General features: G+C 71.3%; 27 protein-coding genes and 1 pseudogene. 12 read left to right on the forward strand and 16 right to left on the reverse strand.

Translation table 11 applies throughout. From position 1 onward, the window contains the following. Window positions 1–5 precede the first annotated feature (5 nt). Entirely contained in the window at window positions 6–725 is a 720-nt protein-coding gene (gene fabG / locus Sfulv_RS05405; protein WP_173312105.1) for a 3-oxoacyl-[acyl-carrier-protein] reductase, read from the reverse strand. 222 nt (window positions 726–947) lie between these two features. Here fabG and Sfulv_RS05410 point away from each other — a divergent pair, with 222 nt between their 5' ends. From Sfulv_RS05410 to tyrS, 3 genes are all read left to right on the forward strand, one after another. Continuing rightward, window positions 948–2,471, forward strand: a complete 1,524-nt coding sequence (locus Sfulv_RS05410; protein ID WP_173312108.1) for a TldD/PmbA family protein — start codon at window positions 948–950, stop codon at window positions 2,469–2,471. Further along, window positions 2,468–3,862 (forward strand): metallopeptidase TldD-related protein, encoded by a 1,395-nt coding sequence (locus Sfulv_RS05415; RefSeq protein ID WP_173312111.1) that lies wholly within the window; start codon window positions 2,468–2,470, stop codon window positions 3,860–3,862. The genes Sfulv_RS05410 and Sfulv_RS05415 overlap by 4 nt, the downstream gene beginning before the upstream one ends. A 79-nt stretch (window positions 3,863–3,941) precedes the next feature. Next, window positions 3,942–5,210, forward strand: coding sequence for a tyrosine--tRNA ligase (gene tyrS / locus Sfulv_RS05420; protein ID WP_173312114.1), 1,269 nt, complete (start codon window positions 3,942–3,944; stop codon window positions 5,208–5,210). Between the two features lie 95 nt (window positions 5,211–5,305). Here tyrS and Sfulv_RS05425 read toward each other — a convergent pair whose 3' ends face one another. Further along, window positions 5,306–5,584, reverse strand: a complete 279-nt coding sequence (locus Sfulv_RS05425; protein ID WP_173312117.1) for a GlsB/YeaQ/YmgE family stress response membrane protein — start codon at window positions 5,582–5,584, stop codon at window positions 5,306–5,308. A 209-nt stretch (window positions 5,585–5,793) separates the two neighbouring features. Here Sfulv_RS05425 and Sfulv_RS05430 point away from each other — a divergent pair, with 209 nt between their 5' ends. Then, window positions 5,794–6,171 (forward strand): DUF3099 domain-containing protein, encoded by a 378-nt coding sequence (locus Sfulv_RS05430; protein ID WP_173312120.1) that lies wholly within the window; start codon window positions 5,794–5,796, stop codon window positions 6,169–6,171. A gap of 222 nt (window positions 6,172–6,393) precedes the next feature. Beyond that, on the forward strand, window positions 6,394–6,642 hold the full coding sequence (locus Sfulv_RS05435) for a hypothetical protein (protein WP_173312123.1): 249 nt from the start codon (window positions 6,394–6,396) through the stop codon (window positions 6,640–6,642). Here Sfulv_RS05435 and moaA read toward each other — a convergent pair. The 3 genes from moaA to Sfulv_RS05450 form a co-directional block, all read right to left on the reverse strand. After that, window positions 6,625–7,614 (reverse strand): GTP 3',8-cyclase MoaA, encoded by a 990-nt coding sequence (moaA, locus tag Sfulv_RS05440; RefSeq protein WP_173312126.1) that lies wholly within the window; start codon window positions 7,612–7,614, stop codon window positions 6,625–6,627. The two genes, Sfulv_RS05435 and moaA, sit on opposite strands and share 18 nt — an antisense overlap. A gap of 184 nt (window positions 7,615–7,798) precedes the next feature. Beyond that, on the reverse strand, window positions 7,799–9,439 hold the full coding sequence (locus Sfulv_RS05445; protein ID WP_173312129.1) for a monocarboxylic acid transporter: 1,641 nt from the start codon (window positions 9,437–9,439) through the stop codon (window positions 7,799–7,801). Further along, on the reverse strand, window positions 9,436–9,795 hold the full coding sequence (locus Sfulv_RS05450) for a DUF485 domain-containing protein (RefSeq protein ID WP_173312132.1): 360 nt from the start codon (window positions 9,793–9,795) through the stop codon (window positions 9,436–9,438). The genes Sfulv_RS05445 and Sfulv_RS05450 overlap by 4 nt, the downstream gene beginning before the upstream one ends. Window positions 9,796–10,103: 308 nt before the next feature. Here Sfulv_RS05450 and Sfulv_RS05455 point away from each other — a divergent pair. Then, window positions 10,104–11,641 (forward strand): annotated as a pseudogene (locus Sfulv_RS05455) (S8 family serine peptidase). A 61-nt stretch (window positions 11,642–11,702) separates the two neighbouring features. On the opposite strand, the gene Sfulv_RS05460 reads toward Sfulv_RS05455, so the two are convergent. Genes Sfulv_RS05460 through Sfulv_RS05470 form a run of 3 tightly spaced genes read right to left on the reverse strand, consistent with a single transcriptional unit; the run spans window position 11,703 to window position 13,804 of the window. Then, window positions 11,703–12,746, reverse strand: coding sequence for a zinc-dependent alcohol dehydrogenase family protein (locus tag Sfulv_RS05460; RefSeq protein ID WP_173312135.1), 1,044 nt, complete (start codon window positions 12,744–12,746; stop codon window positions 11,703–11,705). Between the two features lie 21 nt (window positions 12,747–12,767). Further along, window positions 12,768–12,905: a hypothetical protein gene (locus Sfulv_RS05465; protein ID WP_173312138.1), complete on the reverse strand. Its 138-nt coding sequence runs from the start codon at window positions 12,903–12,905 to the stop codon at window positions 12,768–12,770. After that, complete coding sequence (locus Sfulv_RS05470; RefSeq protein WP_173312141.1) at window positions 12,902–13,804, reverse strand: sterol desaturase family protein; 903 nt, start codon at window positions 13,802–13,804, stop codon at window positions 12,902–12,904. The genes Sfulv_RS05465 and Sfulv_RS05470 overlap by 4 nt, the downstream gene beginning before the upstream one ends. Window positions 13,805–14,141: 337 nt before the next feature. Here Sfulv_RS05470 and Sfulv_RS05475 point away from each other — a divergent pair, with 337 nt between their 5' ends. From Sfulv_RS05475 to Sfulv_RS05495, 5 genes are all read left to right on the forward strand, one after another. Then, entirely contained in the window at window positions 14,142–15,122 is a 981-nt protein-coding gene (locus Sfulv_RS05475) for a DEDDh family exonuclease (RefSeq protein WP_173312144.1), read from the forward strand. A gap of 63 nt (window positions 15,123–15,185) precedes the next feature. After that, a complete protein-coding gene (locus Sfulv_RS05480) occupies window positions 15,186–15,419 on the forward strand; it encodes a metallothionein (protein ID WP_173312147.1) in 234 nt (77 codons plus the stop codon). A 68-nt stretch (window positions 15,420–15,487) separates the two neighbouring features. Then, window positions 15,488–16,297 carry an SURF1 family cytochrome oxidase biogenesis protein gene (locus Sfulv_RS05485; protein WP_173312150.1) on the forward strand — a complete coding sequence of 270 codons (810 nt, stop codon included), beginning with the start codon at window positions 15,488–15,490 and terminating at the stop codon, window positions 16,295–16,297. A 55-nt stretch (window positions 16,298–16,352) separates the two neighbouring features. Then, window positions 16,353–18,146: a glycoside hydrolase family 15 protein gene (locus Sfulv_RS05490; RefSeq protein ID WP_173312152.1), complete on the forward strand. Its 1,794-nt coding sequence runs from the start codon at window positions 16,353–16,355 to the stop codon at window positions 18,144–18,146. A 4-nt stretch (window positions 18,147–18,150) separates the two neighbouring features. Then, the gene (locus tag Sfulv_RS05495) at window positions 18,151–18,906 is read left to right on the forward strand and encodes an SDR family oxidoreductase (RefSeq protein ID WP_173312154.1); all 756 of its coding nucleotides are present in this window, start codon (window positions 18,151–18,153) and stop codon (window positions 18,904–18,906) included. Window positions 18,907–18,928: 22 nt separating this feature from the next. Here Sfulv_RS05495 and amaP read toward each other — a convergent pair whose 3' ends face one another. The 5 genes from amaP to Sfulv_RS05520 are packed head-to-tail and all read right to left on the reverse strand — an operon-like array spanning window position 18,929 to window position 21,273. Beyond that, on the reverse strand, window positions 18,929–19,516 hold the full coding sequence (gene amaP, locus Sfulv_RS05500; RefSeq protein WP_173312156.1) for an alkaline shock response membrane anchor protein AmaP: 588 nt from the start codon (window positions 19,514–19,516) through the stop codon (window positions 18,929–18,931). Next, entirely contained in the window at window positions 19,513–20,223 is a 711-nt protein-coding gene (locus Sfulv_RS05505) for a DUF6286 domain-containing protein (RefSeq protein ID WP_173312158.1), read from the reverse strand. The genes amaP and Sfulv_RS05505 overlap by 4 nt, the downstream gene beginning before the upstream one ends. Continuing rightward, complete coding sequence (locus Sfulv_RS05510) at window positions 20,220–20,573, reverse strand: Asp23/Gls24 family envelope stress response protein (RefSeq protein ID WP_173312161.1); 354 nt, start codon at window positions 20,571–20,573, stop codon at window positions 20,220–20,222. Before Sfulv_RS05510 ends, Sfulv_RS05505 begins: the two co-directional genes overlap by 4 nt. Next, the gene (locus tag Sfulv_RS05515; protein WP_173312164.1) at window positions 20,570–20,761 is read right to left on the reverse strand and encodes a hypothetical protein; all 192 of its coding nucleotides are present in this window, start codon (window positions 20,759–20,761) and stop codon (window positions 20,570–20,572) included. The genes Sfulv_RS05510 and Sfulv_RS05515 overlap by 4 nt, the downstream gene beginning before the upstream one ends. 32 nt (window positions 20,762–20,793) lie before the next feature. Next, window positions 20,794–21,273, reverse strand: a complete 480-nt coding sequence (locus Sfulv_RS05520) for an Asp23/Gls24 family envelope stress response protein (RefSeq protein ID WP_173312167.1) — start codon at window positions 21,271–21,273, stop codon at window positions 20,794–20,796. 93 nt (window positions 21,274–21,366) lie between these two features. On the opposite strand from Sfulv_RS05520, the gene Sfulv_RS05525 reads away from it, so the two are divergent. Continuing rightward, entirely contained in the window at window positions 21,367–22,077 is a 711-nt protein-coding gene (locus Sfulv_RS05525; RefSeq protein ID WP_173312170.1) for a hypothetical protein, read from the forward strand. A gap of 13 nt (window positions 22,078–22,090) precedes the next feature. Here the strand turns inward: Sfulv_RS05525 and Sfulv_RS05530 are convergent, their stop codons facing one another. From Sfulv_RS05530 to Sfulv_RS05540, 3 genes are all read right to left on the reverse strand, one after another. Then, window positions 22,091–22,882: an enoyl-CoA hydratase/isomerase family protein gene (locus Sfulv_RS05530; protein WP_173312172.1), complete on the reverse strand. Its 792-nt coding sequence runs from the start codon at window positions 22,880–22,882 to the stop codon at window positions 22,091–22,093. Between the two features lie 153 nt (window positions 22,883–23,035). Beyond that, on the reverse strand, window positions 23,036–23,257 hold the full coding sequence (locus tag Sfulv_RS05535) for a helix-turn-helix domain-containing protein (RefSeq protein WP_175607140.1): 222 nt from the start codon (window positions 23,255–23,257) through the stop codon (window positions 23,036–23,038). Window positions 23,258–23,629: 372 nt separating this feature from the next. Further along, window positions 23,630–25,228: an ABC-F family ATP-binding cassette domain-containing protein gene (locus tag Sfulv_RS05540; RefSeq protein ID WP_173312178.1), complete on the reverse strand. Its 1,599-nt coding sequence runs from the start codon at window positions 25,226–25,228 to the stop codon at window positions 23,630–23,632. Window positions 25,229–25,315 lie beyond the last annotated feature (87 nt).

Below are 25,315 nucleotides of genomic sequence, written 5' to 3' on the forward strand. Positions count from 1 at the left end.
GGTGATCAGTGACCCATGCCCAATCCGCCGTCAACGGGGATGACGGCTCCAGTGATGTACGACGCGTCGTCGGAGGCGAGGAAGCGCACCGCTGCGGCGATCTCCCCGGGCTGCGCGTAGCGGCCGAGCGGCACCTGGGCGACGATGCCCTTGCGCTGCTCCTCGGTGAGCCCCTGGGTCATGTCGGTGTCGACAAACCCGGGCGCGACGACGTTGAAAGTGATGTTCCGCGAGCCGAGCTCACGGGCCAGCGACCGGGCGAAGCCGACGAGGCCCGCCTTGGAAGCGGCGTAGTTCGCCTGTCCGGCGGAGCCGAGGAGGCCCACGACGGAGGAGATGAGGACGACGCGGCCCTTCTTGGCGCGCAGCATGCCGCGGTTGGCGCGCTTGACGACCCGGAAGGTGCCGGTGAGGTTGGTGTCGAGCACCGACGTGAAGTCGTCCTCGGACATCCGCATCAGCAACTGGTCCTTGGTGATACCGGCGTTGGCCACCAGCACCTCGACGGGACCGTGCTTCTCCTCGATCTCCTTGTATGCCTGCTCCACCTGCTCGGTGTCCGTGATGTCGCAGCGAACGGCCAGGCAGCCCGCTTCGGTGAGTTCCTTCGGTGGCTCGCCGGAGCGGTAGGTGATCGCGACCTTGTCGCCGTTGTCGGCGAAAGCGCGGGCGATGGCGAGGCCGATGCCCCGGTTTCCTCCGGTGACGAGAACCGAGCGGCTCAACGGATCACCCTTTCCTTGGCGGTCTGGTACAGCGAAAACCTATCGGTACCGTGCCGCGCGCGGGGACTCGCCCTCTGACAGCGCCGCCCGGCGGCCTCTGTGGGGTTCCTACAGAACAGCGCGCGGCGGGCAAACCGGCCGGTTAAAAGCGAAGGCCCCGGGCGGCCGTACCCCTCATGATTCACTGCGGGGACATTGCAGAGGTGAGAAGGGAAGGCCCACGTGGCCCACGAGGTAGATCAGTCATTCCTGGCGCTGCCGCTGCGTGCCCTCGCCGACGCGGCGCTCGCACGCGCCCGCGCGCTCGGCTCGGTGCACGCGGACTTCCGGTTCGAGCGGGTGCGCAGCGCGAGCCGGCGGCTCCGTGACGCCCGGCCCTCCGGGTCGTCGGACACCACCGACCTCGGGTACGCGGTGCGGGTCGTGCACGGCGGGGCCTGGGGGTTCGCGTCCGGGGTCGACCTGACCATGGACGCGGCGGCGAAGGTGGCCTCGCAGGCCGTGGCCATGGCCAAGCTGTCGGCGAAGGTGATCGCGTCGGCGGGCTCCGACGAGCGGGTGGAGCTGGCGGACGAGCCCTCGCACGGCGAGCGGACCTGGGTCTCGGCGTACGAGACCGACCCCTTCTCCGTACCGGACGAGGACAAGGCGGAACTGCTCGCCGAGTGGAGCGCCAGGCTGCTGGGCGCCGAGGGCGTCGCGCATGTGGACGCCTCGCTGATGACCGTCCACGAGAACAAGTTCTATGCGGACACCGCGGGTACCGTCACCACCCAGCAGCGGGTGCGGCTGCATCCGCAGTTCACCGCGGTGGCGGTCGACGGGGCGACCGGTGAGTTCGACTCGATGCGGACCATCGCTCCGCCGGCCGGGCGCGGCTGGGAGTACCTGACGGGCACCGGCTGGGACTGGGACGCCGAGCTGGAGCGGATTCCGGGGCTGCTCGCCGAGAAGATGCGGGCGCCGGGCGTCGAGGCGGGGACGTACGACCTGGTCGTGGACCCGTCCAATCTCTGGCTGACCATCCACGAGTCGATCGGCCACGCCACCGAGCTCGACCGGGCGCTGGGTTACGAGGCGGCGTACGCGGGAACGTCGTTCGCCACCTTCGACCAGCTGGGCAAGCTGGCGTACGGCTCCCCCGTCATGAACGTCACGGGGGACCGCACCGCCGAGCACGGGCTCGCGACCATCGGGTACGACGACGAGGGCGTGGAGGCGCAGTCGTGGGACCTGGTGAAGGACGGGACGCTGGTCGGCTACCAGCTGGACCGCCGGATCGCGAAGCTGACGGGTCTGGGCCGGTCCAACGGGTGCGCGTTCGCGGACTCCCCCGGCCATGTGCCCGTCCAGCGCATGGCGAACGTGTCGCTGGCGCCCGATCCCGGCGGACTCTCCACCGAGGACCTGATCGGCGGGGTGGAGCGCGGGATCTACGTGGTCGGCGACCGGTCGTGGTCGATCGACATGCAGCGCTACAACTTCCAGTTCACCGGGCAGCGGTTCTTCCGGATCGAGAACGGCCGGCTGGCCGGTCAGCTCCGCGATGTCGCCTACCAGGCGACGACGACCGACTTCTGGGGCTCGATGGAGAAGGTCGGCGGCCCTCAGACGTACGTCCTGGGTGGCGCCTTCAACTGCGGCAAGGCCCAGCCGGGCCAGGTCGCCGCCGTCTCGCACGGCTGCCCGTCCGCCCTTTTCCGAGGCGTGAACATTCTCAACACCACGCAGGAGGCCGGACGATGAGCCGGGTCAGCAAGCCGTACGAGATCGTCGAGCGGGCCCTCGGGCTCTCCACCGCCGACGGGTGCGTCGTCATCGCCGACGAGACCTCCTCCGCCAATCTGCGCTGGGCCGGCAACGTGCTCACCACGAACGGGGTGACCCGGGGCCGGACCCTGACCGTCATCGCCACGGTCGACGGCGCCGAGGGCACGGCCTCCGGCGTGGTGTCCCGCTCGGCCGTCACCGCCGACGAGCTGGAACCGCTGGTCCGCGCCGCCGAGGCCGCCGCGCGCGGCGCCGGTCCGGCCGAGGACGCCCAGCCGCTGGTCACCGGGGTGCCCGCCTCCCCCGGTTTCACGGAGGCGCCGGCCGAGACGGGCGCCGCCGTGTTCGCCGGCTTCGCCCCGGCCCTCGGTGACGCCTTCGCCCGCGCCCGGGCCGGGGGCCGTGAGCTGTACGGCTTCGCCAACCACGAGATGACCTCGACGTACGTCGGTACGTCGACGGGGCTGCGACTGCGGCACGACCAGCCGAACGGCACGCTGGAGCTGAACGCCAAGTCCCCCGACCGTACGCGTTCGGCGTGGGCGGGCCACTCCACCCGGGACTTCGAGGACGTGGACCCGGCGGCGCTGGACGCGGAGCTGGCGCAGCGGCTGCGCTGGGCGGAGCGCCGTGTCGAGCTGCCCGCCGGGCGGTACGAGACGCTGCTGCCGCCGACCGCCGTGGCCGACCTGCTGATCTACCAGCTGTGGTCGTCGGCCGGCCGGGACGCGGCCGAGGGCCGGACGGTGTTCTCCCGGCCGGGCGGGGGCACGCGGCTCGGCGAGAAGCTCTCCGGTCTGCCGCTGAACCTGCGCAGCGACCCGCACGCGCCGGGTCTGGAGTCCGCGCCGTTCGTGATCGCCCACGCGTCGGGGGACGGCGGTTCCGTCTTCGACAACGGTCTGCCGCTCGCACCGACGGACTGGATGAAGGACGGCAGGCTGGAGCGCCTGACCACGACGCGGCACTCGGCGGGGCTGACGGGGCTGCCCGTCGCTCCGGCCATCGACAATCTGGTGCTGGACGCCGGTGGTGAGCTCTCCCTGGCGGAGATGGTCGCCGCGACGAGCGGCCGCGCCCTGCTGCTGACCTGCATGTGGTACATCCGCGAGGTCGATCCGGCGACGCTGCTGCTGACCGGCCTGACCCGTGACGGGGTGTACCTCGTCGAGGACGGGGAGGTCGTCGGCGAGGTGAACAACTTCCGGTTCAACGAGTCGCCCGTCGACCTGCTGTCGCGGGCCGCGGAAGCGGGCCGTACGGAGAAGACGCTGCCGCGGGAGTGGGGCGACTGGTTCACCCGGGCCGCGATGCCCGCGCTGCGCATTCCGGACTTCAACATGAGCTCGGTCAGCCTCGGGGTATGACCCACCTAGACTGACCGGACTGGCGCACCGCCATACCCGAGTAGACCCGAGTAGACCCGAGTAGAGGAGACACGGAACCGTGACGGACATCGTCGACGAGCTGAAGTGGCGCGGGCTGTTCGCCCAGTCCACCGACGAGGACGCCCTGCGCAAGGCTCTCGCGGACGGTCCGGTCACGTTCTACTGCGGCTACGACCCCACCGCCGCCAGTCTCCACGTCGGGCACCTGGTCCAGGTGCTCACCATGCGCCGGCTCCAGCAGGCCGGGCTCAGGCCGCTGGCCCTGGTGGGCGGGGCGACCGGTCAGATCGGTGACCCGCGCCCGACCGCCGAGCGCACGCTGAACGACCCGGAGACGGTGGCCGCCTGGGTCTCGCGGCTGCGGGCCCAGATCGAGCCGTTCCTCTCCTTCGAGGGCGACAACGCGGCGGTCATGGTGAACAACCTGGACTGGACCGCGGGCATGTCCGCGATCGAGTTCCTGCGGGACATCGGCAAGCACTTCCGGGTCAACAAGATGCTCACGAAGGACTCCATCGCCCGGCGGCTGGAGTCCGAGGAGGGCATCAGCTACACCGAGTTCAGCTACCAGCTGCTCCAGAGCATGGACTTCCTGGAGCTGTACCGCCGCTACGGCTGCACCTTGCAGCAGGGCGGCAGCGACCAGTGGGGCAACCTCACGGCGGGCCTCGACCTCATCCACCGCCTGGAGCCGGGCGCCTCGGTGCACGCGCTGGCGACGCCGCTCATGGTGAAGGCGGACGGGACGAAGTTCGGCAAGTCCGAGAGCGGCGCCGTCTGGCTCGACGCCGGGATGACGACGCCGTACGCGTTCTACCAGTTCTGGCTGAACGCGGACGACCGGGACATCTCGCGGTACATGCGCATCCTCAGCTTCAAGAGCCGTGAGGAGCTCGAGGAACTGGAGAAGCTGACGCAGGAGCGTCCGCAGGCCCGCTCCGCGCAGCGCTCACTGGCGGAGGAGCTGACCACGCTGGTGCACGGCGGCGCGCAGTGCGCCGCCGTCATCGCCGCGTCGAAGGCCCTCTTCGGCCAGGGCGACCTGGCCGAGCTGGACGAGGCGACACTGAGCGCCGCGCTCTCCGAGGTGCCCCACGCGCGGGTCACCGAGCTCGGACCGCTGGTCGACCTGCTGGTGGAGACGGGCCTGGCGCCGAGCAGGTCGGGCGCCCGCCGCACGGTGAAGGAGGGCGGCGCCTACCTGAACAACGTGAAGGTCACGGACGGTGAGAGCGCTCCGGCGCGCGAGGAGCTGCTGCACGGGCGCTGGCTCGTGCTGCGCCGCGGCAAGAAGAACCTGGCGGCGATCGAGCTCACGGCCGGCTGACACCGGGCGGACCGCCTCCGTATCCCCGGACCTGCGCGGCACAGCGGCCGGACACACATCCGGTGTCCGGCCGCTGTGCCGCGCCGGTGAGACGGTCAGGTTCTCCGTTTGCCACCGCCGCGGATCGAGTTCCACAGCATGTCTCCCACGCCGACGACCACCACGGCACCGATCAGTTGCAGCAGGTGACGGATCCAGTCGATGCCCTTGGTGTCATTGACACCGATCCAGGTCGCGACGGCGTTGCCGAGGACACTGCCGATGATGCCGAACACCACCGTCAGCCACAGGGGGATGTTCTGCTTGCCCGGCAGGATCGCTCTGGCGAGCAGACCGAGCACCAGACCTACGATGATTGCCCACAACCAGCTCATTTCGCCTCCTCGTGCGGCGCAGTGTGCGCACGTCCGGCCAGTCTCCGGCCGTCTCGGGTACGGCGCACGCCGTAGGGGTCCGTACGTGGCGCACCGCAGTGGCCGCGGTCGCACGGACGGGCCCCCGGTCTCGATCCGCGCGCATCCCGGGCGTACCGTGGAAGGGACCCGGTCCCGGAGTGTCCGGCGCAGTGATCTGGTGGTGGAGCATGAGGCGGAAGCGGAGCGACGCGGAGGTCTTCCGCATCACGGGCGCGCGGCAGAGCCTCGCCGACGACGTGCGGGGCAGGCAGCGGCGCTATGTGATCTCGATGTCCGTGCGGACCCTCGCCGTGGTGCTGTCGGCGGTGCTGTGGAACGTCGAGCGGCATGTGGCGGTCGTGGCGCTCGTGCTGGGTGTCCTCCTCCCGTACGTGGCGGTCGTCATCGCCAACGGGGGCCGGGAGAACGCCACTTCGCTCCCTTCGGCCTTCGTCGCCTCCCCGGTGCTGCCCGCTCTGGACGCCGCTCCCCCGGCAGGCGGGACAGCGGCCGGGGAGGAAGCCGGGACGCCCCGGGAAGCCCCGATTCCGCATGCCGGCGGCTGACCTCGCACGGCGTCCTCGGAGCCCCGATACGGCTGAGGTCAATCATCAGGTTCCGGTGCACCGCACCCCGGTCCCCGTGGCATACTTCGTACGCGCTCCGCATCCCCCGTCGGAGCGACGGACCGACGCCGGGCAGCTCCCCCCGTGGCTGCTCGGCGTCGCCTTTTCTCCGGCGGGGACGCGTCGGCCGGCCGCTGTGACGGCTGGCCTAGGGTTGACCCCGTGAACATCTTCGAGACCCGTCCCGAGAGCGCCGCCCCTTCGCCCGTCTGCTCCGCCAAGGGCTGTCGCGACGCCGCGGTGTGGGTGCTCGCCTGGAACAACCCGAAGCTGCACACCCCCGAGCGCCGCAAGACCTGGCTGGCCTGCGACGAGCACCGGGCGCATCTGTCGTCGTTCCTCGACGTCCGCGGCTTCCTCAAGGACGTCGTCACCCTGGCGCAGTGGGAGTCCTCAGCCGCCGATCGCTGACATCGGACGGTCGGGCTGGAGGAAGGCCGGGTCGTCGAGGCCCGAGCCGGCTTTCTTGCCCCACATCGCGAGCTTCCAGATCCTGGCGATCTCCTCGTCGGGAGCCGTCGAACGCAAGGCGGCGCGCAGGTCCGTCTCCTCGCGGGCGAAGAGGCAGGTGCGGATCTGTCCGTCCGCGGTGAGCCGGGTGCGGTCGCAGGCCCCGCAGAACGGCCGGGTGACGGAGGCGATGACGCCCACGCGGTGTGGTCCGCCGTCCACGGTCCAGCGCTCGGCCGGTGCGGAGCCTCGCTCCTCGTCGCCTTCGGCGGTGAGCGTGAAGCGGGTGCGCAGCGAGGCGAGGATGTCACCGGCTGTGATCATCCCGTCCCGCTTCCAGCCGTGCTGGGCGTCGAGGGGCATCTGCTCGATGAAGCGGAGCTCGTAGGCGTGGGCCACGGCCCAGGCCAGCAGCTCCGGTGCCTCGTCGTCGTTGAGGCCCGGCATCAGGACGGTGTTGACCTTGACGGGGGTGAGGCCGGCGTCCCGGGCCGCCGCGAGGCCGTCGAGCACGTCCTGGTGGCGGTCACGGCGGGTGAGGGTCTTGAAGACGTCGGGGCGCAGGGTGTCCAGGGAGACGTTGACCCGGTCCAGACCCGCCGCCTTGAGGGCGGCGGCGGTGCGCTTGAGCCCGATGCCGTTGGTCGTGAGCGACATCCTGGGGCGCGGCTCCAGGGCGGCGCACTGCTCGACTATGGAGACGAGACCGGGGCGGAGCAGGGGCTCTCCCCCGGTGAAGCGGACCTCGCGGATTCCGAGGTCGGTGACGGCGATCCGGATGAGCCTGACGATCTCGTCGTCGCTGAGCAGTTCGGTCTTGGAGAGCCACTGCAGGCCCTCTTCGGGCATGCAGTAGGTGCATCGCAGATTGCACTTGTCCGTCAGCGATACACGCAGGTCGGTGGCGACCCGGCCATAGGTGTCGATGAGCACTGTGGGCCCCCTCCCCCGGTGATGTGCGCGGTTGTGGTCTGACTGTTCCGAGCCTACGCGAGACCTGTGACATCGCGAGGGCCCGTTTGCCACGAGGTACGGCGCGGCCGCGTCGTAGGACTCTACGACGCGGCCGGGCCGACGGGGTGGTGCGGGAGCGGAACGGCTCCGTGAACTCCTGCTCTCAGTGCGCTCCGGTGCCGGTGAGGGACTTGACCTCCAGCTCGGCGTACTTGCCCTTGTCCGGCTCCTCCTTCGAGATGAGGGAGCCGGCCCAGCCGAGCAGGAAGCCCAGCGGGATGGAGATGAGGCCCGGGTTCTCCAGCGGGAACCAGGCGAAGTCGACGCCGGGGAACATCGACGACGGCTTGGAGGAGACGACCGGGGAGAACAGCACCAGCAGGACGGACGAGGCGAGACCGCCGTAGATCGACCACAGGGCGCCCTGGGTGGTGAAGCGCTTCCAGAACAGGCTGTAGAGGATCGTCGGCAGGTTGGCCGAGGCGGCGACCGCGAAGGCGAGGGCGACCAGGCCGGCGACGTTCATGTCCCGGGCGAGTGCGCCGAGGGCGATGGAGACGACACCGATGGCGACGGTCGCCCAGCGGGCGGCACGGACCTCCTCCTTCTCGGTGGCCTTGCCCCGGCGGATGACGTTGGCGTAGATGTCGTGCGCGAAGGACGACGAGGACGCCAGGGTCAGTCCGGCGACGACGGCCAGGATCGTGGCGAAGGCGACGGCGGAGATCACGGCGAGCAGGATGGCGCCGCCGGTGGAGCCCGCACCGCCGCCGATCTCCAGGGCGGCGAGCGGGGCCGCCGTGTTGCCCGCCTTGTTCGACGCGATGATGTCGTCCGGCTTGAGCAGGGCCGCCGCACCGAAGCCGAGCACGATCGTCATCAGGTAGAAGGCGCCGATGATGCCGATGGCCCAGTTCACGGACTTACGGGCGGCCTTGGCCGTGGGCACGGTGTAGAAGCGGATCAGGATGTGCGGCAGGCCCGCCGTGCCGAGGACCAGGGCGATGCCCAGCGAGATGAAGTCCAGCTTGGATGTGCCGGTGGCGCCGTACTTCAGGCCGGGCTCCAGGAAGGCGGTGCCCTTGCCGCTGTTGCTCGCCGCCGTACCGAGCAGGTCGGAGATGTTGAAGTTGAACTTCAGCAGGATCAGGAAGGTGATCAGCAGGGTGCCCGCGATGAGGAGGACGGCCTTGACCATCTGCACCCAGGTGGTGCCCTTCATGCCGCCGATGGTGACGTACACGATCATGAGCAGGCCGACGAGGGCGACGATCGCGATCTTCCCGCCGTCGCTGGTGATGCCGAGCAGCAGGGAGACCAGGACGCCGGCGCCCGCCATCTGGGCCAGCAGGTAGAAGATCGAGACGACGATCGTCGAGGTGCCCGCGGCGGTGCGGACGGGGCGCTGGCGCATGCGGTAGGCGAGGACGTCGCCCATCGTGTAGCGGCCGGAGTTGCGCAGGGGCTCGGCGACCAGCAGCAGGGCGACGAGCCAGGCGACCAGGAAGCCGATGGAGTAGAGGAAGCCGTCGTATCCGAAGAGGGCGATGGCGCCCGCGATGCCGAGGAACGACGCGGCGGACATGTAGTCGCCCGAGACCGCGAGGCCGTTCTGGAAGGCGGTGAACTGGCGTCCGCCCGCGTAGAAGTCCGAGGCGCTCTTGGTCTGGCGGCCGGCCCAGACGGTGATGAAGAGGGTCGCCACGACGAACACCCCGAACAGGGCGATGATCAGCGGCCGGTGCTCGCTCGCTCCTTCGGCGGCGAGCTGGACACCGGGGTGGGTGAGAGCGGCGGCGCTCATACGTCGGCCTCCATACGGGACTTGATCGCTGCGGCCTTCGGGTCGAGCTGGGTGGAGGCGTGGCGCGAGTAGAGCCAGGCGATGAGGAACGTGGTGACGAACTGGAGGAGCCCGAAGACCAGGGCCACGTTGATGTTGCCCACGACCTTGGTGCCCATGAAGTCCCCGGCGTAGCTGGACATCAGCACGTACAGCAGGTACCAGAGCACGAAGGCGACGGTCAGGGGGAAGGCGAAGGCGCGGTGCGAGCGGCGCAGCGCACCGAACTCCGCGCTCTCCTGCACCGCGACGAAAGCCTCGGTGGTGGGTTGGACAGGCCCCGTACTGGCCGGGGGCGGGGGTGCATCGGTAGCCACGGAATCTCCTCGCGACGCGGGTGCGGCGGTGGTGGGAAGGGCGTTGTTCAAGGGGGCCTTCGTATCGGGGGTGGTGGAACGACTCCCCCTGACAACGGCACGGAGAGCGGCGCGAAGCGGTTCACCGGTCCTCTCCCCGTATCCCGCTCGCCTCTTCGGCCACCTGTCCGGAGCGTCACATATCGAATCGAACTCACTTGCCCTTGAGTCATTGATGCACCGGGATGATCAGCGCTAACTTCACTCGTCATGTACTCGACCAGGCACGCCCGTGTCCGGTCGACTGGCACGGATGATGTGGAGAACCCATGGCTCATCTGGCATCCAGGCGGACGCGCGCACTCGCGCTGCCCGTCGGACTCGCACTCACCGCTTCGCTGGGCTTCCTTCCGACGGCGGTGGCCTCGGCCGCTCCGGCGGACGGACCGTCCACCGCGGCGGTCACGGCCGACGGGCCGAAGCTGTCCTACGTCGTCAACACCAAGCTCGGCTCAGGTGCGGTCAAGCACGTCAGGAAGGCCATAGCCGACGCGGGCGGCACGGTCGTCATCTCGTACGACCGAATAGGCGTCATCGTCGTCCACTCGCAGAACCCGGACTTCGCCAGGACGATCCGGCAGGCGCGCGGGGTCACCTCGGCCGGTGCCACGCGCACCAACCCGATCGTGCCCCAGGCGACGAAGGACGTCGGCTCCGCCGCGCAGCCGCTCACCGCCGCCCAGGCCGCCGCCGCCGCGGCCGGCGCGACGGCGGCCCAGGACCCGCTGGAGCCCCTGCAGTGGGACCTGCCCGCCATCAAGGCGGACAAGGCCCACGAGATATCCGAGGGCAGCGGCGAGGTCACGGTCGCGGTCATCGACACGGGTGTCGACGACACGCACCCCGACCTCGCCCCGAACTTCGACCGTGCGGCATCGGCGAACTGCGTGACGGGTGCGCCGGACACCACCGAGGGTTCCTGGCGTCCCGCGGCCGGCGAGAGCGACCACGGCACGCACGTCGCCGGAACCATCGCGGCGGCGAAGAACGGCGTCGGCGTGACAGGTGTCGCGCCCGGGGTCAAGGTGTCCGGCATCAAGGTGTCGACGCCGAGCGGCTTCTTCTACACCGAGGCCGTCGTGTGCGGCTTCATGTGGGCGGCCGAGCAGGGCGTCGAGGTGACGAACAACAGCTACTACACCGACCCGTGGCTGTTCAACTGCAAGAACGACCCCGACCAGGGTGCCCTGGTCGAGGCGGTCGCCCGTGCCTCCCGTTACGCGGAGCGCAAGGGCACCGTCAACGTCGCGGCGGCCGGCAACTCGGACCACGACCTGGCCGCGGACGCGATAGAGGACACCACGAGCCCGAACGACACCACGCCGGTCACGCGCACGATCGACCCGGCCGAGTGCCTCGACATCCCGGCCCAGCTGCCGGGCATCGTGACCGTCGCCGCGACGGGCGCCAAGGGTCTGAAGTCCTCGTACTCGAACTACGGCCTCGGCGTCATCGACGTGGCCGCCCCGGCGGCGACTCGACGAGGTTCCAGACGCCCGCGCCGCCGGCCACCAGCGGGCTGATCCTGTCCACGCTGCCCGGCGGGAAGTTCGGCTACAAGGCCGGTACCTCCATGGCAGCCCCGCACGTCGCGGGTGTCGTGGCGCTGATCAAGTCGACCCACCCGCGTGCCTCGGCGTACCAGGTCAAGGCGCTGCTGACGCACCAGGCCGACGCCACCGCGTGCGGGGCGCCGTACGACATCGACGGTGACGGCGCCGTCGACGCGGTCTGTGAGGGCGGCACGAACTACAACGGCTTCTACGGAGCCGGTGTCGTGGACGCACTGGACGCCGTCCGCCGCTGATCCGCCGCACGGCGTGGGGAAGGGCCGGGGACGGCGGTCCCCGGCCCTTCCCGCGCGCGGCTCACGGCTTGATGAGCACCTTCAGGGCCGTACGCTCGTCCATCGCCTTGTAGCCATCGGCCACCCCGTCCAGGCCCACGGTCAGGTCGAAGACCGGCGAGGGGTCGATCGTGCCGTCCAGGACGTCCGGGAGGAGTTCCGGGATGTACGCGCGCACGGGGGCGACGCCGCCGCGCAGGGTGATGTTGCGGTCGAACATGGCGTCGAGGTCCAGACCGGTACCGCTGCCGTGCGGGACACCGACGTAACCGATGGCCCCGCCGTCGCGGACGACGCCGATCGCCGTGCGCATCGACTGTTCGGTGCCGACCGCCTCGATCACGCAGTGGGCGCCTTCGCCGCGGGTCAGTTCCCGTACGGCGGCGAGTGCCGCATCGCCGCGCTCGGCGACGACGTCCGTGGCGCCGAAGGTGCGCGCGATGTCCGTACGGGCGCTGTGGCGGCCGAGCGCGATGATCCGCCCGGCGCCGAGGCGCTTGGCGGCCATGACGCCGCACAGGCCGACCGCTCCGTCGCCGACGACGGCGACCGTGCTCCCGGGCCGCACGCCCGCGCCGACGGCCGCGTGGTGGCCGGTGCCCAGCACGTCGGAGAGGGCGAGGAGCGCGGTGAGCAGCCGGTCGTCGGTGGCAGCGGCGGACGGGAGTTTGACGAGGGTTCCGTCGGCGAACGGCACCCTGACCGCCTCGCCCTGGCCGCCGTCCGAGCCCACCGAGCCCCAGAAGCCGCCCTGCGGGCAGGAGGTGGTGAGACCCTCCGCGCAGTACGCGCACGTGCCGTCGGACCAGCGGAACGGGACGACCACGAGGTCACCGGGTGCGAAGCCGTTCACCTCGTGGCCCGCCTCCTCGACGATGCCGAGGAACTCGTGGCCGATGCGCTGGCCGGGCCGGCGGGCGGACTCGCCCCGGTACGCCCACAGGTCGCTGCCGCAGACACAGGACCGCAGGACCCGCAGGACCACATCGGTGGGCTGCTGGATCGTGGGGTCGGGCACCTCCCGCACACGGATGTCGTGGGGGGCTTGGATGACGATGGCGCGCATGCGGTGGGGTCCTCGCTGGTCTCAGACGCTGATACGCCGTTCACGGTACGCCCCGCCGCCGTCCGGGCCGCTGCCCGCCCCGGGTGCGTGGCGGGCGAGGAGGAACGTGAGGAACAGGGAGCGGGCGAGCCGGTCGCCGCGCGGGACGGAAGCAGTCATCGGGTGGGTTCCGCGGCCGGAGCGGTCACGGCGGGGGCGGCCGGGGCGGCGGTGGGGGCGCCGGGGCCGGCGGGCTGCCAGCCCGGTCCCCGGAAGACCCGCCCGGCGCGCTCCCGCCAGTTCCGGGCCGCCCGGACGTCGCGGGCGATGGCCGCGTACTCGTGAGTCGCCACGCGCAGCGGGTTGTTCGTCTCGATGTTCTTCGTCAGTCCGAAGACGGGCCGTTCGGTCTCGGGGGTGAAGGAGCGGAACAGCCGGTCCCAGACGATCAGGATGCCGCCGAAGTTGCGGTCGAGGTAGCCGCCCTGGGAGGCGTGGTGCACCCGGTGGTGGGACGGGGTGTTGAGTACGTACTCGAAGGGCCTGGGCAGCTTGTCGACGCGCTCGGTGTGCACCCAGAACTGGTAGACGAGGTTGACCGCCGAGCAGAAGGCGAGCGCCGCCGGGTGGACGCCGAGGGCGATGAGCGGGACGTAGAACGGCCAGACGGTCAGCGAGGTCCAGGGCTGGCGGAGCGCGGTGGTGAGGTTGAACCTGCGGCTGGAGTGGTGGACCACGTGGCAGGCCCAGAGGACGCGTACGACGTGGTGTCCCCGGTGGGACCAGTAGTAGAAGAAGTCCTGGGCGAGCAGCATCAGCAGGACCGTCCACCACAGGACGGGGACGCGCAGCGGGGTCAGTTCGAAGACCGCCGTGTAGACGGCGACGATGGGGATCTTCCACAGCAGGTCGAAGACCAGGCTGCCGAGCCCCATGGTGACGCTGGTGGCTGCGTCCCTGGCGTCGTAACCGGCGGCGTCCTCGTCCGGATGGAACCGGTAACTGACCATTTCGACCACGGTGAGCAGGACGAAGGCAGGTATCGACCACAGCACGACATCGGGCAGGTTCGGCTCCATGCGAGCACCGTAGAGGCGCCGGACGGCCGCCGCCAGATGTTGTTACCCACAAGTATGCGAGACGGTGCGTCAGCAGGCTTCGGTGCCTTCCGCCGGGAGCGCCACCCACCCGCCCGCCGCGTACCTGGCACCGCTCGCCCCCCGCCGCGGGCTTCCCCGTGAACCTGTGCCCGTCATCCGGAGGATGGCCGGGCGGTGCGGCGAACCGGTCCTCGCGGCGGGGGAGTTGGCCGGCGGGCGCCGGTGTATGCCGTGGCGGGGCGCGATCCCCGCCCGCGCCCCGCCTGTTCACGGAGACGGCCGAATAGGGGACTGTCAGTCGCGGCCCGTATTCTCTGTGACCATGCTCGACGACCGTCAGACCGCAGCGCCGTGGCCGACCGCCTACCCACAGGGGTACGCGGTCGTCGACGTGGAGACCACCGGACTCGCCCGCGACGACCGGATAGTGTCGGCTGCCGTCTACCGGCTCGACGCCCAGGGCAACGTCGAGGACCACTGGTACACGCTCGTCAACCCCGAACGGGATCCGGGCCCGGTCTGGATCCACGGGCTGACCACCAAGCTCCTGGAAGGCGCGCCGCTCTTCCCCGAGGTGGCCGCGCAGTTGTCCGAACGGCTCGCGGACCGGGTGCTCGTCGCGCACAACGCGGCGTTCGACTGGTCGATGATCGCCCGGGAGTACGCGCGCGCCTCGGCCGTCGCCCCCGTCGCGCAGCGGCTGTGCACCATCGCCCTCTCCAAGGAGCTGCGGCTGCCGCTGCCCAACCACAAGCTGGAGTCGCTGGCCGCGCACTTCGGCGTGGTGCAGCAGCGCGCGCACCACGCGCTCGACGACGCCCGGGTGCTCGCCGAGGCGTTCCGGCCCAGTCTGCACGCGGCGGCGCTCGGCGGTGTGCGGCTGCCGCTGCTGGAGTGCCGGCCGCTGACCGAGTGGTCCGACTCCCCGGTCACCCCCCGGGTCGGCTACCAGGCTTCGCACGGTCAGACCAGCTGGCGGGCCTCGCGCAGGCTCCCGGCCTGCCCGTACCCGAATCCGGGACGGTACGACAAGGACAGACCCCTCATGCAGGGCATGCGTGTGGCGTTCTCCGGTGACACCTCGATCGACCGCGAACTGCTGGAGGACCGGACGGTGGAGGCGGGACTGCACGTGGCGAGCAGCGTCTCCCGGCTGACCAGCCTGCTCGTCACCAACGACCCGGACGCCGCGACCTCCAAGACGGTGAAGGCCAAGTCGTTCGGCACTCCGATCCTGGAGGAGAGCGCCTTCACCCATCTGCTGCGGGACGTTGCGCCGGCGCCGTCATCGGAGTGAACCGGACGCGACTCGCCCGGTATCCGCTCGCCCGCCGCCGCCATGCGCCCCACCCTGTGGCGCATGGCACGTTGTGAGGTCTGCGGAAACGACTACGGCATGTCCTTCGAGGTGCACGCGCAGGGCGCGGTGCACGTCTTCGACTGCTTCGCCTGCGCCATCCACCGCATGGCGCCCCTCTGCGAGCACTGCCGGGTGCAGGTCATCGGACAGGGCGTCGAGGTCGAGGGCCACTGGTTCTGCGGGGCGCACTGCGCCCGGGCCGAGGGAAGGACGGGCATCGTGGACAAAGTATGACGGTCCGGTACAGCGCCGCTCCCACCCCTGCGTACCGCGCCCCATGACCCCGGTTGTACCGTCGTGGGGTGTACCGCTTCCTGTTGACCCGGCAGTGGGTGATCCTCACCCTGCTCGCGCTCGTCCTGATTCCGACGATGGTCGAGCTGGGTTTCTGGCAGTTCCACCGGCATCAGCACCGGGTCGCCCAGAACTCGCTGATCTCGCACAACCTCAAGGCGAAGCCGGTCCCGGTCGCCGAGCTGACCTCCCCCGGGCACACCGTCCCGCGAGCCGACTACTGGCGTGCGGTCACGGCCACCGGAACGTTCGACACCGGGCACGAAGTGGTCGTACGGCGGCGGACCTCCGGTGACGACCGGCTCGGGGCGCACGTCCTGACCCCGTTCGACCTCACGGACGGCGGCACCGTCCTGGTCAACCGCGGCTGGGTGCCGACCGACGGTGACCAGCGGGCGTTCCCCGAGGTCCCCGCCCCGCCCAGGGGCGAGGTGACCGTCACCGGACGGCTCAAGGCCGACGAGACGACGGGCAGCAGCGGCATCAAGGACCTGTCGGGTCTGCCGGAGCGCCAGGTCATGCTGATCAACAGCGGCCAGCAGTCCGAGCTGCTGTCCCGGCCCGTACTCGGCGGCTATCTGGAACAGACCGGGCCCGAGCCCGCCGGGGGCCTTCCCGAACAGATCGCCTCCCCCGACGACAGCTCCATCGGGGCGCACATGGCCTACGCCGTGCAGTGGTGGCTGTTCGCCGCCGGGGTGCCGGTCGGCTGGGTGATCCTCGTACGCCGGGAGAAGCACGACCGCCAGGAGGCCGCGGCACGGGACGGGGACGCCACGGAACCCGGGCGCCCCGCGACCGCCGGCGCGGCGGTCTGACACCTCGCTCCCCGGGCCTGCTTAACAAGACGCGGCTTCGGGAACACGCCAGAGCGTGACTCCACGCATCGAGGACTACGCCCTCATCGGCGATCTCCAGACCGCCGCCCTGGTCGGCAGGAACGGTTCCGTCGACTGGCTCTGCCTTCCCCGCTTCGACTCCGGTGCCTGCTTCGCCGCCCTGCTCGGCGACGAGGACAACGGCCACTGGCGCATCGCCCCCACGGGCACGGACAGCTCGGACACCTGCACGCGACGCGGTTACGCGGGCGACTCCCTCGTCCTGGAGACGTTCTGGGAGACCCCCACCGGCACCGTCAAGGTGACCGACTTCATGCCCCAGCGCGACAAGGCCCCCGACCTCATGCGGATCGTCGAGGGGGTCAGCGGCAGTGTGGACATGAGCTCCGTGCTGCGGCTGCGCTTCGACTTCGGTTCGATCGTGCCCTGGATGCGCCGCTCGCACGGCCACCGGGTGGCCGTCGCGGGCCCCGACTCCGTGTGGCTGCGCAGCGATCCGCCGGTCAGGACCTGGGGGCAGCAGTTCTCCACCTGCTCCTCCTTCACCGTGGCCGAGGGCGAGCAGGTGGCGTTCGTCCTCACCTGGCACGCCTCGCACGCGCCGCGCCCCAAGCTGATCGACCCGTACAAGGCGCTCGGGCACACGCTGTCCGACTGGGCGCGGTGGGCAGAGCGGTGCACCTACCGGGGTCCGCACCGCGAGGCCGTCCTGCGCTCCCTCATCACGCTGAAGGCGCTCACCTACGGCCCGACCGGCGGCATCGTGGCGGCCCCCACCACCTCGCTGCCCGAGGAGATCGGAGGCGTACGGAACTGGGACTACCGCTACTGCTGGCTCCGCGACTCCACCCTGACACTCGGCGCCCTGCTCGCGGCCGGATACCTGGACGAGGCCGCCGCCTGGCGGGACTGGCTGCTGCGGGCGGCCGCCGGGGACCCCGCGGACCTCCAGATCATGTACGGCCTGGCCGGCGAGCGCAGGCTCCCCGAGACGGAGCTGCCGTGGCTGCGCGGGTACGAGCACTCCCGCCCGGTCCGCACCGGCAACCAGGCGGTGGGCCAGCGGCAGCTCGATGTGTACGGAGAGGTCATCGACTCGCTCAAGCTGGCCCGTGACGCCGGTCTCGCGGACAAGTCGCACGCCTGGAAGCTCCAGCTCAGTCTGCTCGGCTTCCTGGAGTCCACCTGGCGCGAGCCGGACGAGGGCCTGTGGGAGATCCGCGGGGAGCGCCGCCACTTCGTGCACTCCAAGGTGATGGCGTGGGTCGCCGCCGACCGTACGGTGCGCTCCCTGGAGGAGAACCCGGAGCTGCCCGGGGACGCCGACCGGTGGCGGGTGATGCGGGACGCGGTGCACGCGGAGGTCTGCGAGAAGGGCTACGACCCCGTACGCAACACCTTCACGCAGTCCTACGGCTCCACGGCACTGGACGCCGCCACACTGCTGATCGTGCGGAGCGGGTTCCTGCCGCCCCACGATCCCCGGGTCGTCGGCACGGTCGACGCGGTCCGGGAGGAGCTGGGCAGCGACGGCCTGGTGCGCCGCTACAGCACCGACGGCGCCTCGGCCGACGGGCTCCCGGGCAGTGAGGGCGCCTTCGTCGTGTGCTCGTTCTGGCTGGCGGACGCGCTGCTGCGGACCGGCCGCGCGGCCGAGGCCGAGGGGCTGTTCGAGCGGCTGCTGGCGCTGCGCAACGACGTGGGGCTGCTGTCGGAGGAGTACGACGCGGTGGCCGGCCGTCAGCTCGGCAACTTCCCGCAGGCGTTCAGCCACATCGGGCTGGTGAACACCGCCGTCGCACTCGCCGCGCACGACCCGGCAGGATAGGGCCATGGATCTTGGACTGAAGGACCGTGTGTACATCGTCACCGGCGCCACCCGCGGGCTGGGCAACGCCACCGCGCGCGCCCTGGCCGCGGACGGCGCGAAGGTGGTCATCACCGGCCGGGACGGGAAGAGCGTGACGGCGGCAGCCGCCGCCCTGGGGCCGGACGCCGTGGGGCTGGCCGCCGACAACGCCGATCCGGCAGCCGCCCAGCTCCTCGTGGACACCGCGAAGGAACGGTTCGGCCGGCTGGACGGCATCCTCATCAGCGTCGGCGGGCCCGCGCCGGGCTTCGCCGCGGACAACAGCGACGAGCAGTGGCGGACGGCCTTCGAGTCGGTCTTCCTGGGTGCCGTCCGTCTGGCGCGCACGACGGCCGCGGCCCTCGGTGAGGGCGGCGTCATCGGCTTCGTGCTCTCCGGCTCGGTGCACGAGCCGATCGCGGGTCTGACCATCTCCAACGGGCTGCGCCCGGGACTCGCGGGCTTCGCCAAGTCCTTGGCCAACGAGCTGGGCCCCCGCGGCATCCGGGTCGTGGGGGTCCTGCCGGCCCGGATCGACACCGACCGGGTGCGGGAACTCGACGCGCTGTCCGGTGACGCGGAGGCGGCCCGTACCGCCAACGAGGCCCGTATCCCGCTGCGCCGCTACGGCACGCCGGAGGAGTTCGGGAAGACCGCGGCCTTCCTGCTCTCACCCGCCGCGTCCTATCTGACGGGCCTGATGGTCCCCGTCGACGGCGGCTCCCGGCACGGCTTCTGACCGCTCCGCACCGGGGCCGGCGTCAGTTCACCCGCTGGGCACGGTGTCTGACGGCCGTCAGGCGGACCTCGGCCGGCAGCTCGTCCAGGCCCGCGGAGTCCCTTGCGTGGGCCAGCGCCTGGTCGGCGAGGCCGCGCAGCGCCTGGTCCGGGCGGGCGTGCGGCTCCATCAGCAGCCGGATACCGGCGTGCGGTGCGGAGCGCCGGCCGGTCAGCACGACGTGGGCGCGCGAGACGCCGTCCAGGGTGCCCGCCTCGTCGCGGAGCACACCCTCCAGGGCCCGGCCCCGCAGCTGCGCCCCTTCGCCGTCCCCGCTGTCCACCAGCACTTCGGCGAGGCGGGCGCGGCGCAGCTGGGAGAGCAGCCACCACAGGGCGAGGACGACCAGGACGGCGAGGACGGCGATCACCGTCGGCCACCACCAGCCGCTGTCGCGCCAGCGTTCCCGGCCGGCCTCGCTGAGCAGCACGTCCTTCCTGCCGTCCCACGGCCACCACGAGGGCACGCCCGCACCGAGCCCGGCGGCGAGGACCGCGCCGCCCACGGCGGTCAGTACCAGTCCGGACAGGCCGAGCAGTACCCGGTTGACGGTCCTGCGCACGCCGCTCACCCCTTCTTCGCCGGCCGGCGGACATGTACGGAGGGGCGCGGCGGCCTGGCCAGGCCCAGCTCCTCGATGCCCGTCGCGAGTACGGAGTCGAGGTCGGCCCGTACGTCATCGAGTTCACGGAAATGCGACACGGCCCGCACCCTCACCTTGGCGCGGCCCATCCTGACCCGCACGGACTGCACCCCGGACACCTCCACGGCCCGGTCGCGCAGCACCATGGCGGCGGCCCTGCGGTCGAGCGCCGCCCTGACGTCGACGTGGTCGCGGCGCATCGGGAGCAGACCGCGGAGCCCGGGAGTGACCGCGAGCAGGATCAGCCACAGGCCGAGCGCCGCCGCGACGGCGGCGCCGGTCAGTACCCGGACGTCGTCCAGGGGCCGCCGGGCCAGCTCGTCCGCGAGCGAGCGCCGCCACCCCATGGCGGGGTGGCCGGCGCGCACCGCGGCGATGTCGTACAGCAGGAGTCCCGCGCCGCCGAGGACCAGCAGCGCGAGGAGGGCGGCGGGGATACGGCGTGCGGACCAGAACCGGCCCGCCCTGCCGCCCTGTTCCAGCGTGGGCACCGGTTCGTGCTCGGCGGCCGAAGCCGGCCGGTCCTGTTCCCGGACCTCGCCGTCGGCCAGGGGGCCGGCGGCGGGCAGCCGCCGCGTGCCGCTCTCGGTGCTGCCCGTCCGCCCGGGGCTCTCGCCGTGCCGGGGCTCACTCATCGGATCCTCCCCTGCGCCGCGGCGCCCGGTCCTGTGATGTGGAGCCGCTCGACCTGCACGGACACCTCGGGCACCTCCATTCCCGCCAACGCCTGTACCCGTTCGACGACGTGACGTCGCACGGCCCCGCACTGGCGGCCGACGTCGGACGGGTATCCGAGCTCCAGACCTACCCGTACGCGGGCGGCGCCCCGGTGCACGGTGACCGTGGCGTGCGGGGCGGCGCCCTCCGGAGGTGGTTCGCTGACCGCCTCCCTGGCCGCCTGGGCGGCGATCTTCGCGACGACCCGGTCGGCGATCCGGGTCTCCCCGCGCTCAGCGGCGGCGACCCGGTCACTCACCGCGGTCACCGTCGCCGGTCGCCGCGCTCGCGACTCCGGAAGAAGTCGCCGGGTTCCAGGTCACCGTCCAGGAAGCGGCCGGCGACGAAGCCGATCGCGCCCAGCGCGGCCACCAGCAGAAAGGCCCCGAATCCGCCGAAGTATCCGGCGAATCCCAGTGCCATACCGGCCAACAGGCCGACTACAGCCATGCTCATCGTGCGCTCCTCAACTGCCTTTCGGCGCGGGACTACTGGAGACGTGGCTCGGGCTCGTCCTCGTCGTCCTCCTCATCGGGCAGCTTGACGTCGCTGACCGCGATGTTGACCTCGACGACTTCCAGACCGGTCATGCGCTCGACCGCCGCGACCACGTTCTCCCGTACGTCACGGGCGACGTCGGCGATCGCCACGCCGTACTCGACGACGATCTCCAGGTCGAGCGCCGTCTGCGATTCGCCGACCTCGGCCTTGACACCCCGGGTGACGGACTTGCCGCCGCCGGGGACGCGGTCGCGGACCGCGCCGAAGGTCCGGGACAGCCCGCTGCCCATGGCGTGGACCCCGGACACATCACGTGCGGCCATTCCGGCGATCTTCTCCACGACGCCGTCGGCGATGGTGGTGCGGCCCCGGGTCGCGGGGGCTCCCCCGCCACGCCGGGTCAGCTGACTCCTGCGGTCGTCTCCGCCGGATTCCTTGTCAGGGGTGCGCTGCTGGCTTTCGGTCATCGCCGCTCTTCCCTTCGGGACAGGGTTGGACTTCGCTGCCCACATTAGGTGCGCTTGCCCCGTTCCGCGCCGTGGATACGGCAGGCTGGGTCCATGACGACGGCGGACAGCCCCCAGCGGGCCGATGGATGGACGGCTGCGGTACGGCAGCGACTCGGCCTGGGCCGGTTGCTCCCTCTGGGCGGTCCAGGGGACGGAACATGGATCGCGGAGCGCGCGGCGGCCTCGGTGCTGCGCGACGCAGCCGCGGGCCAGGACGCGGTCCTGGGCAGGCTCAGGATCGGGCCGGCGGAGCTGGGAGCGGGCGCCGCTCCGGCGGCGGAGGGGGCGGTGGTGCCCGCTCCCCCCAGCGCGTATCCGGCAGGACCGTTGCGGATCGAGGCGGAGTTCTCGGCGACGCTGGGACGGCCCCTGCCCGCCACGGCCGAGGCGCTGCGCTCGGTGCTGCTGGACGCGGCACGGGAGCGGCTCGGCATGGTGGTCACCGGGGCCGACCTCCGGGTGACGGAGCTGCTGGACTCGGGCCCCGGACCGGTCGAGACCCCGGCGGCCGAGGTGCGCGCGGCGGCGGTGCAGGGGGCCGCGGCGACGGCTGCGGCCGCCGTGCCCGGTGTCGTGGCGCTGACCAGGGTCCTGGGCAGCGCCGTGCACACGGGCGAGGATCACGTCCGGGTCGAGGTGGCGACGTCCGGGGACCACCGGGCGCTGGACGTGGCCCAGGCCGTACGCGCGGCGGTGACAGCGGCGACGGAGGGCCGGCCGCCGGTCTCCGTCCTGGTCACCGCCGTGGTCGCGACGGACTGACGGGGGCGCCCGCTCAGTCGGTGACGCCCGCGAGGTCACGCAGTCTGCGGCCCTGGGCGGCGCGCTCGGCGGCGCGCTGCTCCTCGAACGTACGGGAGGCGGCGCCGCTCAGCAGGGCCTTGGTCTCCACCACGGCGTCGCGGGGGGCCGCCAGGAGTGCGGCGGCCAGGTCGCGGGCCGCGCCGTCGAGCTGGTCGGCGGGGACGACGAGGTTGGCGAGACCGGTGCGCTCGGCCTCCTGCGCGTGGACGAAGCGGCCGGTGGCGCAGATCTCGAGCGCGCGGGCGTACCCCACGAGGTTCACCAGGGGGTGGGTGCCCGTGAGGTCGGGGACGAGACCGAGGCTGGTCTCGCGCATGGCGAACTGCACGTCGTCGGCGGCGATCCGCAGATCACAGGCGAGGGCGAGCTGGAAGCCGGCACCGATCGCGTGCCCCTGGACGGCCGCGATCGACACGATGTCGTTGCGGCGCCACCAGGTGAACGCCTCCTGGTACTCGGCGATGGTCGCGTCGAGCTCGGCCTCCGGGCCACGCGCCATGTCGGTGAAGGACGGCTCACCGTCGAACCCTTGCGGGGTGAACGCCTGCCGGTCGAGCCCCGCGGAGAAGGACTGTCCCTCAGCGCGCAGCACGACGACCCGCACACTGCCTGGCAGTGCCCGTCCGGCCGCTGTCAACGCCCGCCACAGAGCGGGAGACTGAGCGTTGCGCTTGGCCGGGTTGGTGAGAGTCACTGTGGCAACCGCGTCTTCGACGGTGAGCCGTACGCCGTCCTTGTCGAGCACAGGGTCGAGCGAGGTCATGGGACGCCTCCGGATCGGGTGCTGTCAGCACTTCACTGGTAAGTGACTGAACAGTAACCACCCGGACGGCCTTACGGCCGAGCGGGTGGCCACCACGATTTTCCGGTGAGTCGTGGAGCAGCCCCGTGAAACCGCCCCGACCGTCGGCGACGGTCAGGCCGTGGGAGCCTTCTTGCCCCGTGTCGCTCCGCCGCGTCCCCGCAGCGTCACTCCGGACTCGCTGAGCATCCGGTGGACGAACCCGTAGGAGCGGCCGGTGTCCTCGGCCAGCGCCCGGATGCTCGCACCGGAGTCGTACTTCTTCTTCAGGTCTGCCGCGAGCTTGTCACGCGCGGCGCCGGTCACCCGGCTGCCCTTCTTCAGAGTCTCGGCCACCCGTGCCTCCTCATAGGAAGTGCGCTCTGGACTCTCATGATCACCCCTCCCGCGCTGTCTGGCCACCCATTCGGCAAGGTCTGTGCGGGCGGTTCGACGGTCCGGGAACACGTCGACACGAACGGACTGCCGGATTCCCTGGGGCCGGCTGAGCGTCCGGGGAACGCGGTCGCGAGAACGGCCAGGTCAGAGCTGTGGGTGTGCGGCGGCCGGACATGGGTGTGCCCGGCAGGTATCTGCCGGGCACCACGCCGGGGTACGAAGCCGACTCACTCAGATGATGGATCACGCGTAGGCCGAATGATCCATACGGAGTGGATCAGCGAGTGGATCAGTGAGGGATCAGCCGGGGCCGGCCGCTCCCGGAGCGGGTCAGGCCAGGGAGACCAGGTCGCGGTAGTCCGCACCCCACAGGTCCTCGACACCGTCCGGCAGGAGGATGATCCGCTCCGGCTGGAGCGCCTCGACCGCGCCCTCGTCGTGCGTGACGAGGACGACGGCGCCCTTGTACGTGCGCAGCGCGCCCAGGATCTCCTCGCGGCTGGCCGGGTCGAGGTTGTTCGTGGGCTCGTCGAGGAGCAGGACGTTGGCGGAGGAGACGACCAGGGTCGCCAGCGCGAGACGTGTCTTCTCGCCGCCGGAGAGCACCCCCGCCGGCTTGTCGACGTCGTCCCCGGAGAACAGGAACGAACCGAGCGTCTTGCGGACCGCGACGAGGTCGAGGTCGGGCGCGGCGGAGCGCATGTTCTCCAGGACGGTGCGGTCCGGGTCGAGGGTCTCGTGCTCCTGGGCGTAGTACCCGAGCTTGAGTCCGTGGCCCTCGATGATCTCGCCCGTGTCGGGCTTCTCGGCGCCGCCGAGGAGCCGGAGCAGGGTGGTCTTGCCCGCACCGTTGAGGCCGAGGATGACGACCCGGGAGCCCTTGTCGATGGCGAGATCGACATCGGTGAAGATCTCGAGCGAGCCGTACGACTTGGACAGCCCCTCCGCCATCAGCGGGGTCTTGCCGCACGGAGAGGGATCGGGGAAGCGGAGCTTGGCGACCTTGTCGGAGACGCGTACGGCCTCCAGGCCCGAGAGCAGCCGGTCGGCGCGCTTGGCCATGTTCTGGGCGGCGACGGTCTTGGTGGCCTTGGCGCGCATCTTGTCGGCCTGCGCGTTGAGGGTCGCGGCCTTCTTCTCGGCGTTCTGGCGCTCGCGCTTGCGGCGCTTCTCGTCGGCCTCGCGCTGCTGCTGGTACAGCTTCCAGCCCATGTTGTAGACGTCGATCTGGGCGCGGTTGGCGTCGAGGTAGAAGACCTTGTTGACGACGGTCTCGACGAGTTCGACGTCGTGGGAGATGACGATGAAGCCGCCGCGGTACGTCTTGAGGTAGTCGCGCAGCCAGACGATCGAGTCCGCGTCGAGGTGGTTGGTGGGCTCGTCGAGGAGGAGGGTGTCGGCGTCCGAGAAGAGGATGCGGGCCAGCTCGACGCGGCGGCGCTGACCGCCGGAGAGGGTGTGCAGGGGCTGGCCGAGCACCCGGTCGGGCAGGCTGAGCGCGGCGGCGATGGTGGCGGCCTCGGCCTCGGCGGCGTACCCGCCCTTGGTGAGGAACTCCGTCTCCAGGCGCTCGTACCTCTTCATCGCCTTCTCGCGGGTGGCGCCCTGCCCGCTGGCCATCCGCTCCTCGTTCTCCCGCATCTTGCGCAGGATGGCGTCGAGGCCGCGGGCCGAGAGGATGCGGTCGCGGGCCAGGACGTCGAGGTCGCCGGTGCGCGGGTCCTGCGGGAGGTAGCCGACCTCGCCCGAGCGGCTGATCGTGCCGCCGGCGGGGGTGCCCTCACCCGCGAGGCACTTGGTGAGGGTGGTCTTGCCCGCTCCGTTGCGGCCGACGAGGCCGATGCGGTCGCCCTTGGCGATACGGAAGGAGGCGGACTCGATGAGGATGCGGGCGCCGGCGCGCAGCTCGATGCCGGATGCGGTGATCACGGGGAAAACTCCAGGGGCGTGTGGACGGCGGAGGGCGGACTACGGGTTCACGACTCGACGCCGTCTAATGCACAAGGAGAATTGCCA

The organism is Streptomyces fulvorobeus (assembly GCF_013167895.1).
GTDB classification, from domain to species: Bacteria; Actinomycetota; Actinomycetes; order Streptomycetales; family Streptomycetaceae; genus Streptomyces; species Streptomyces fulvorobeus.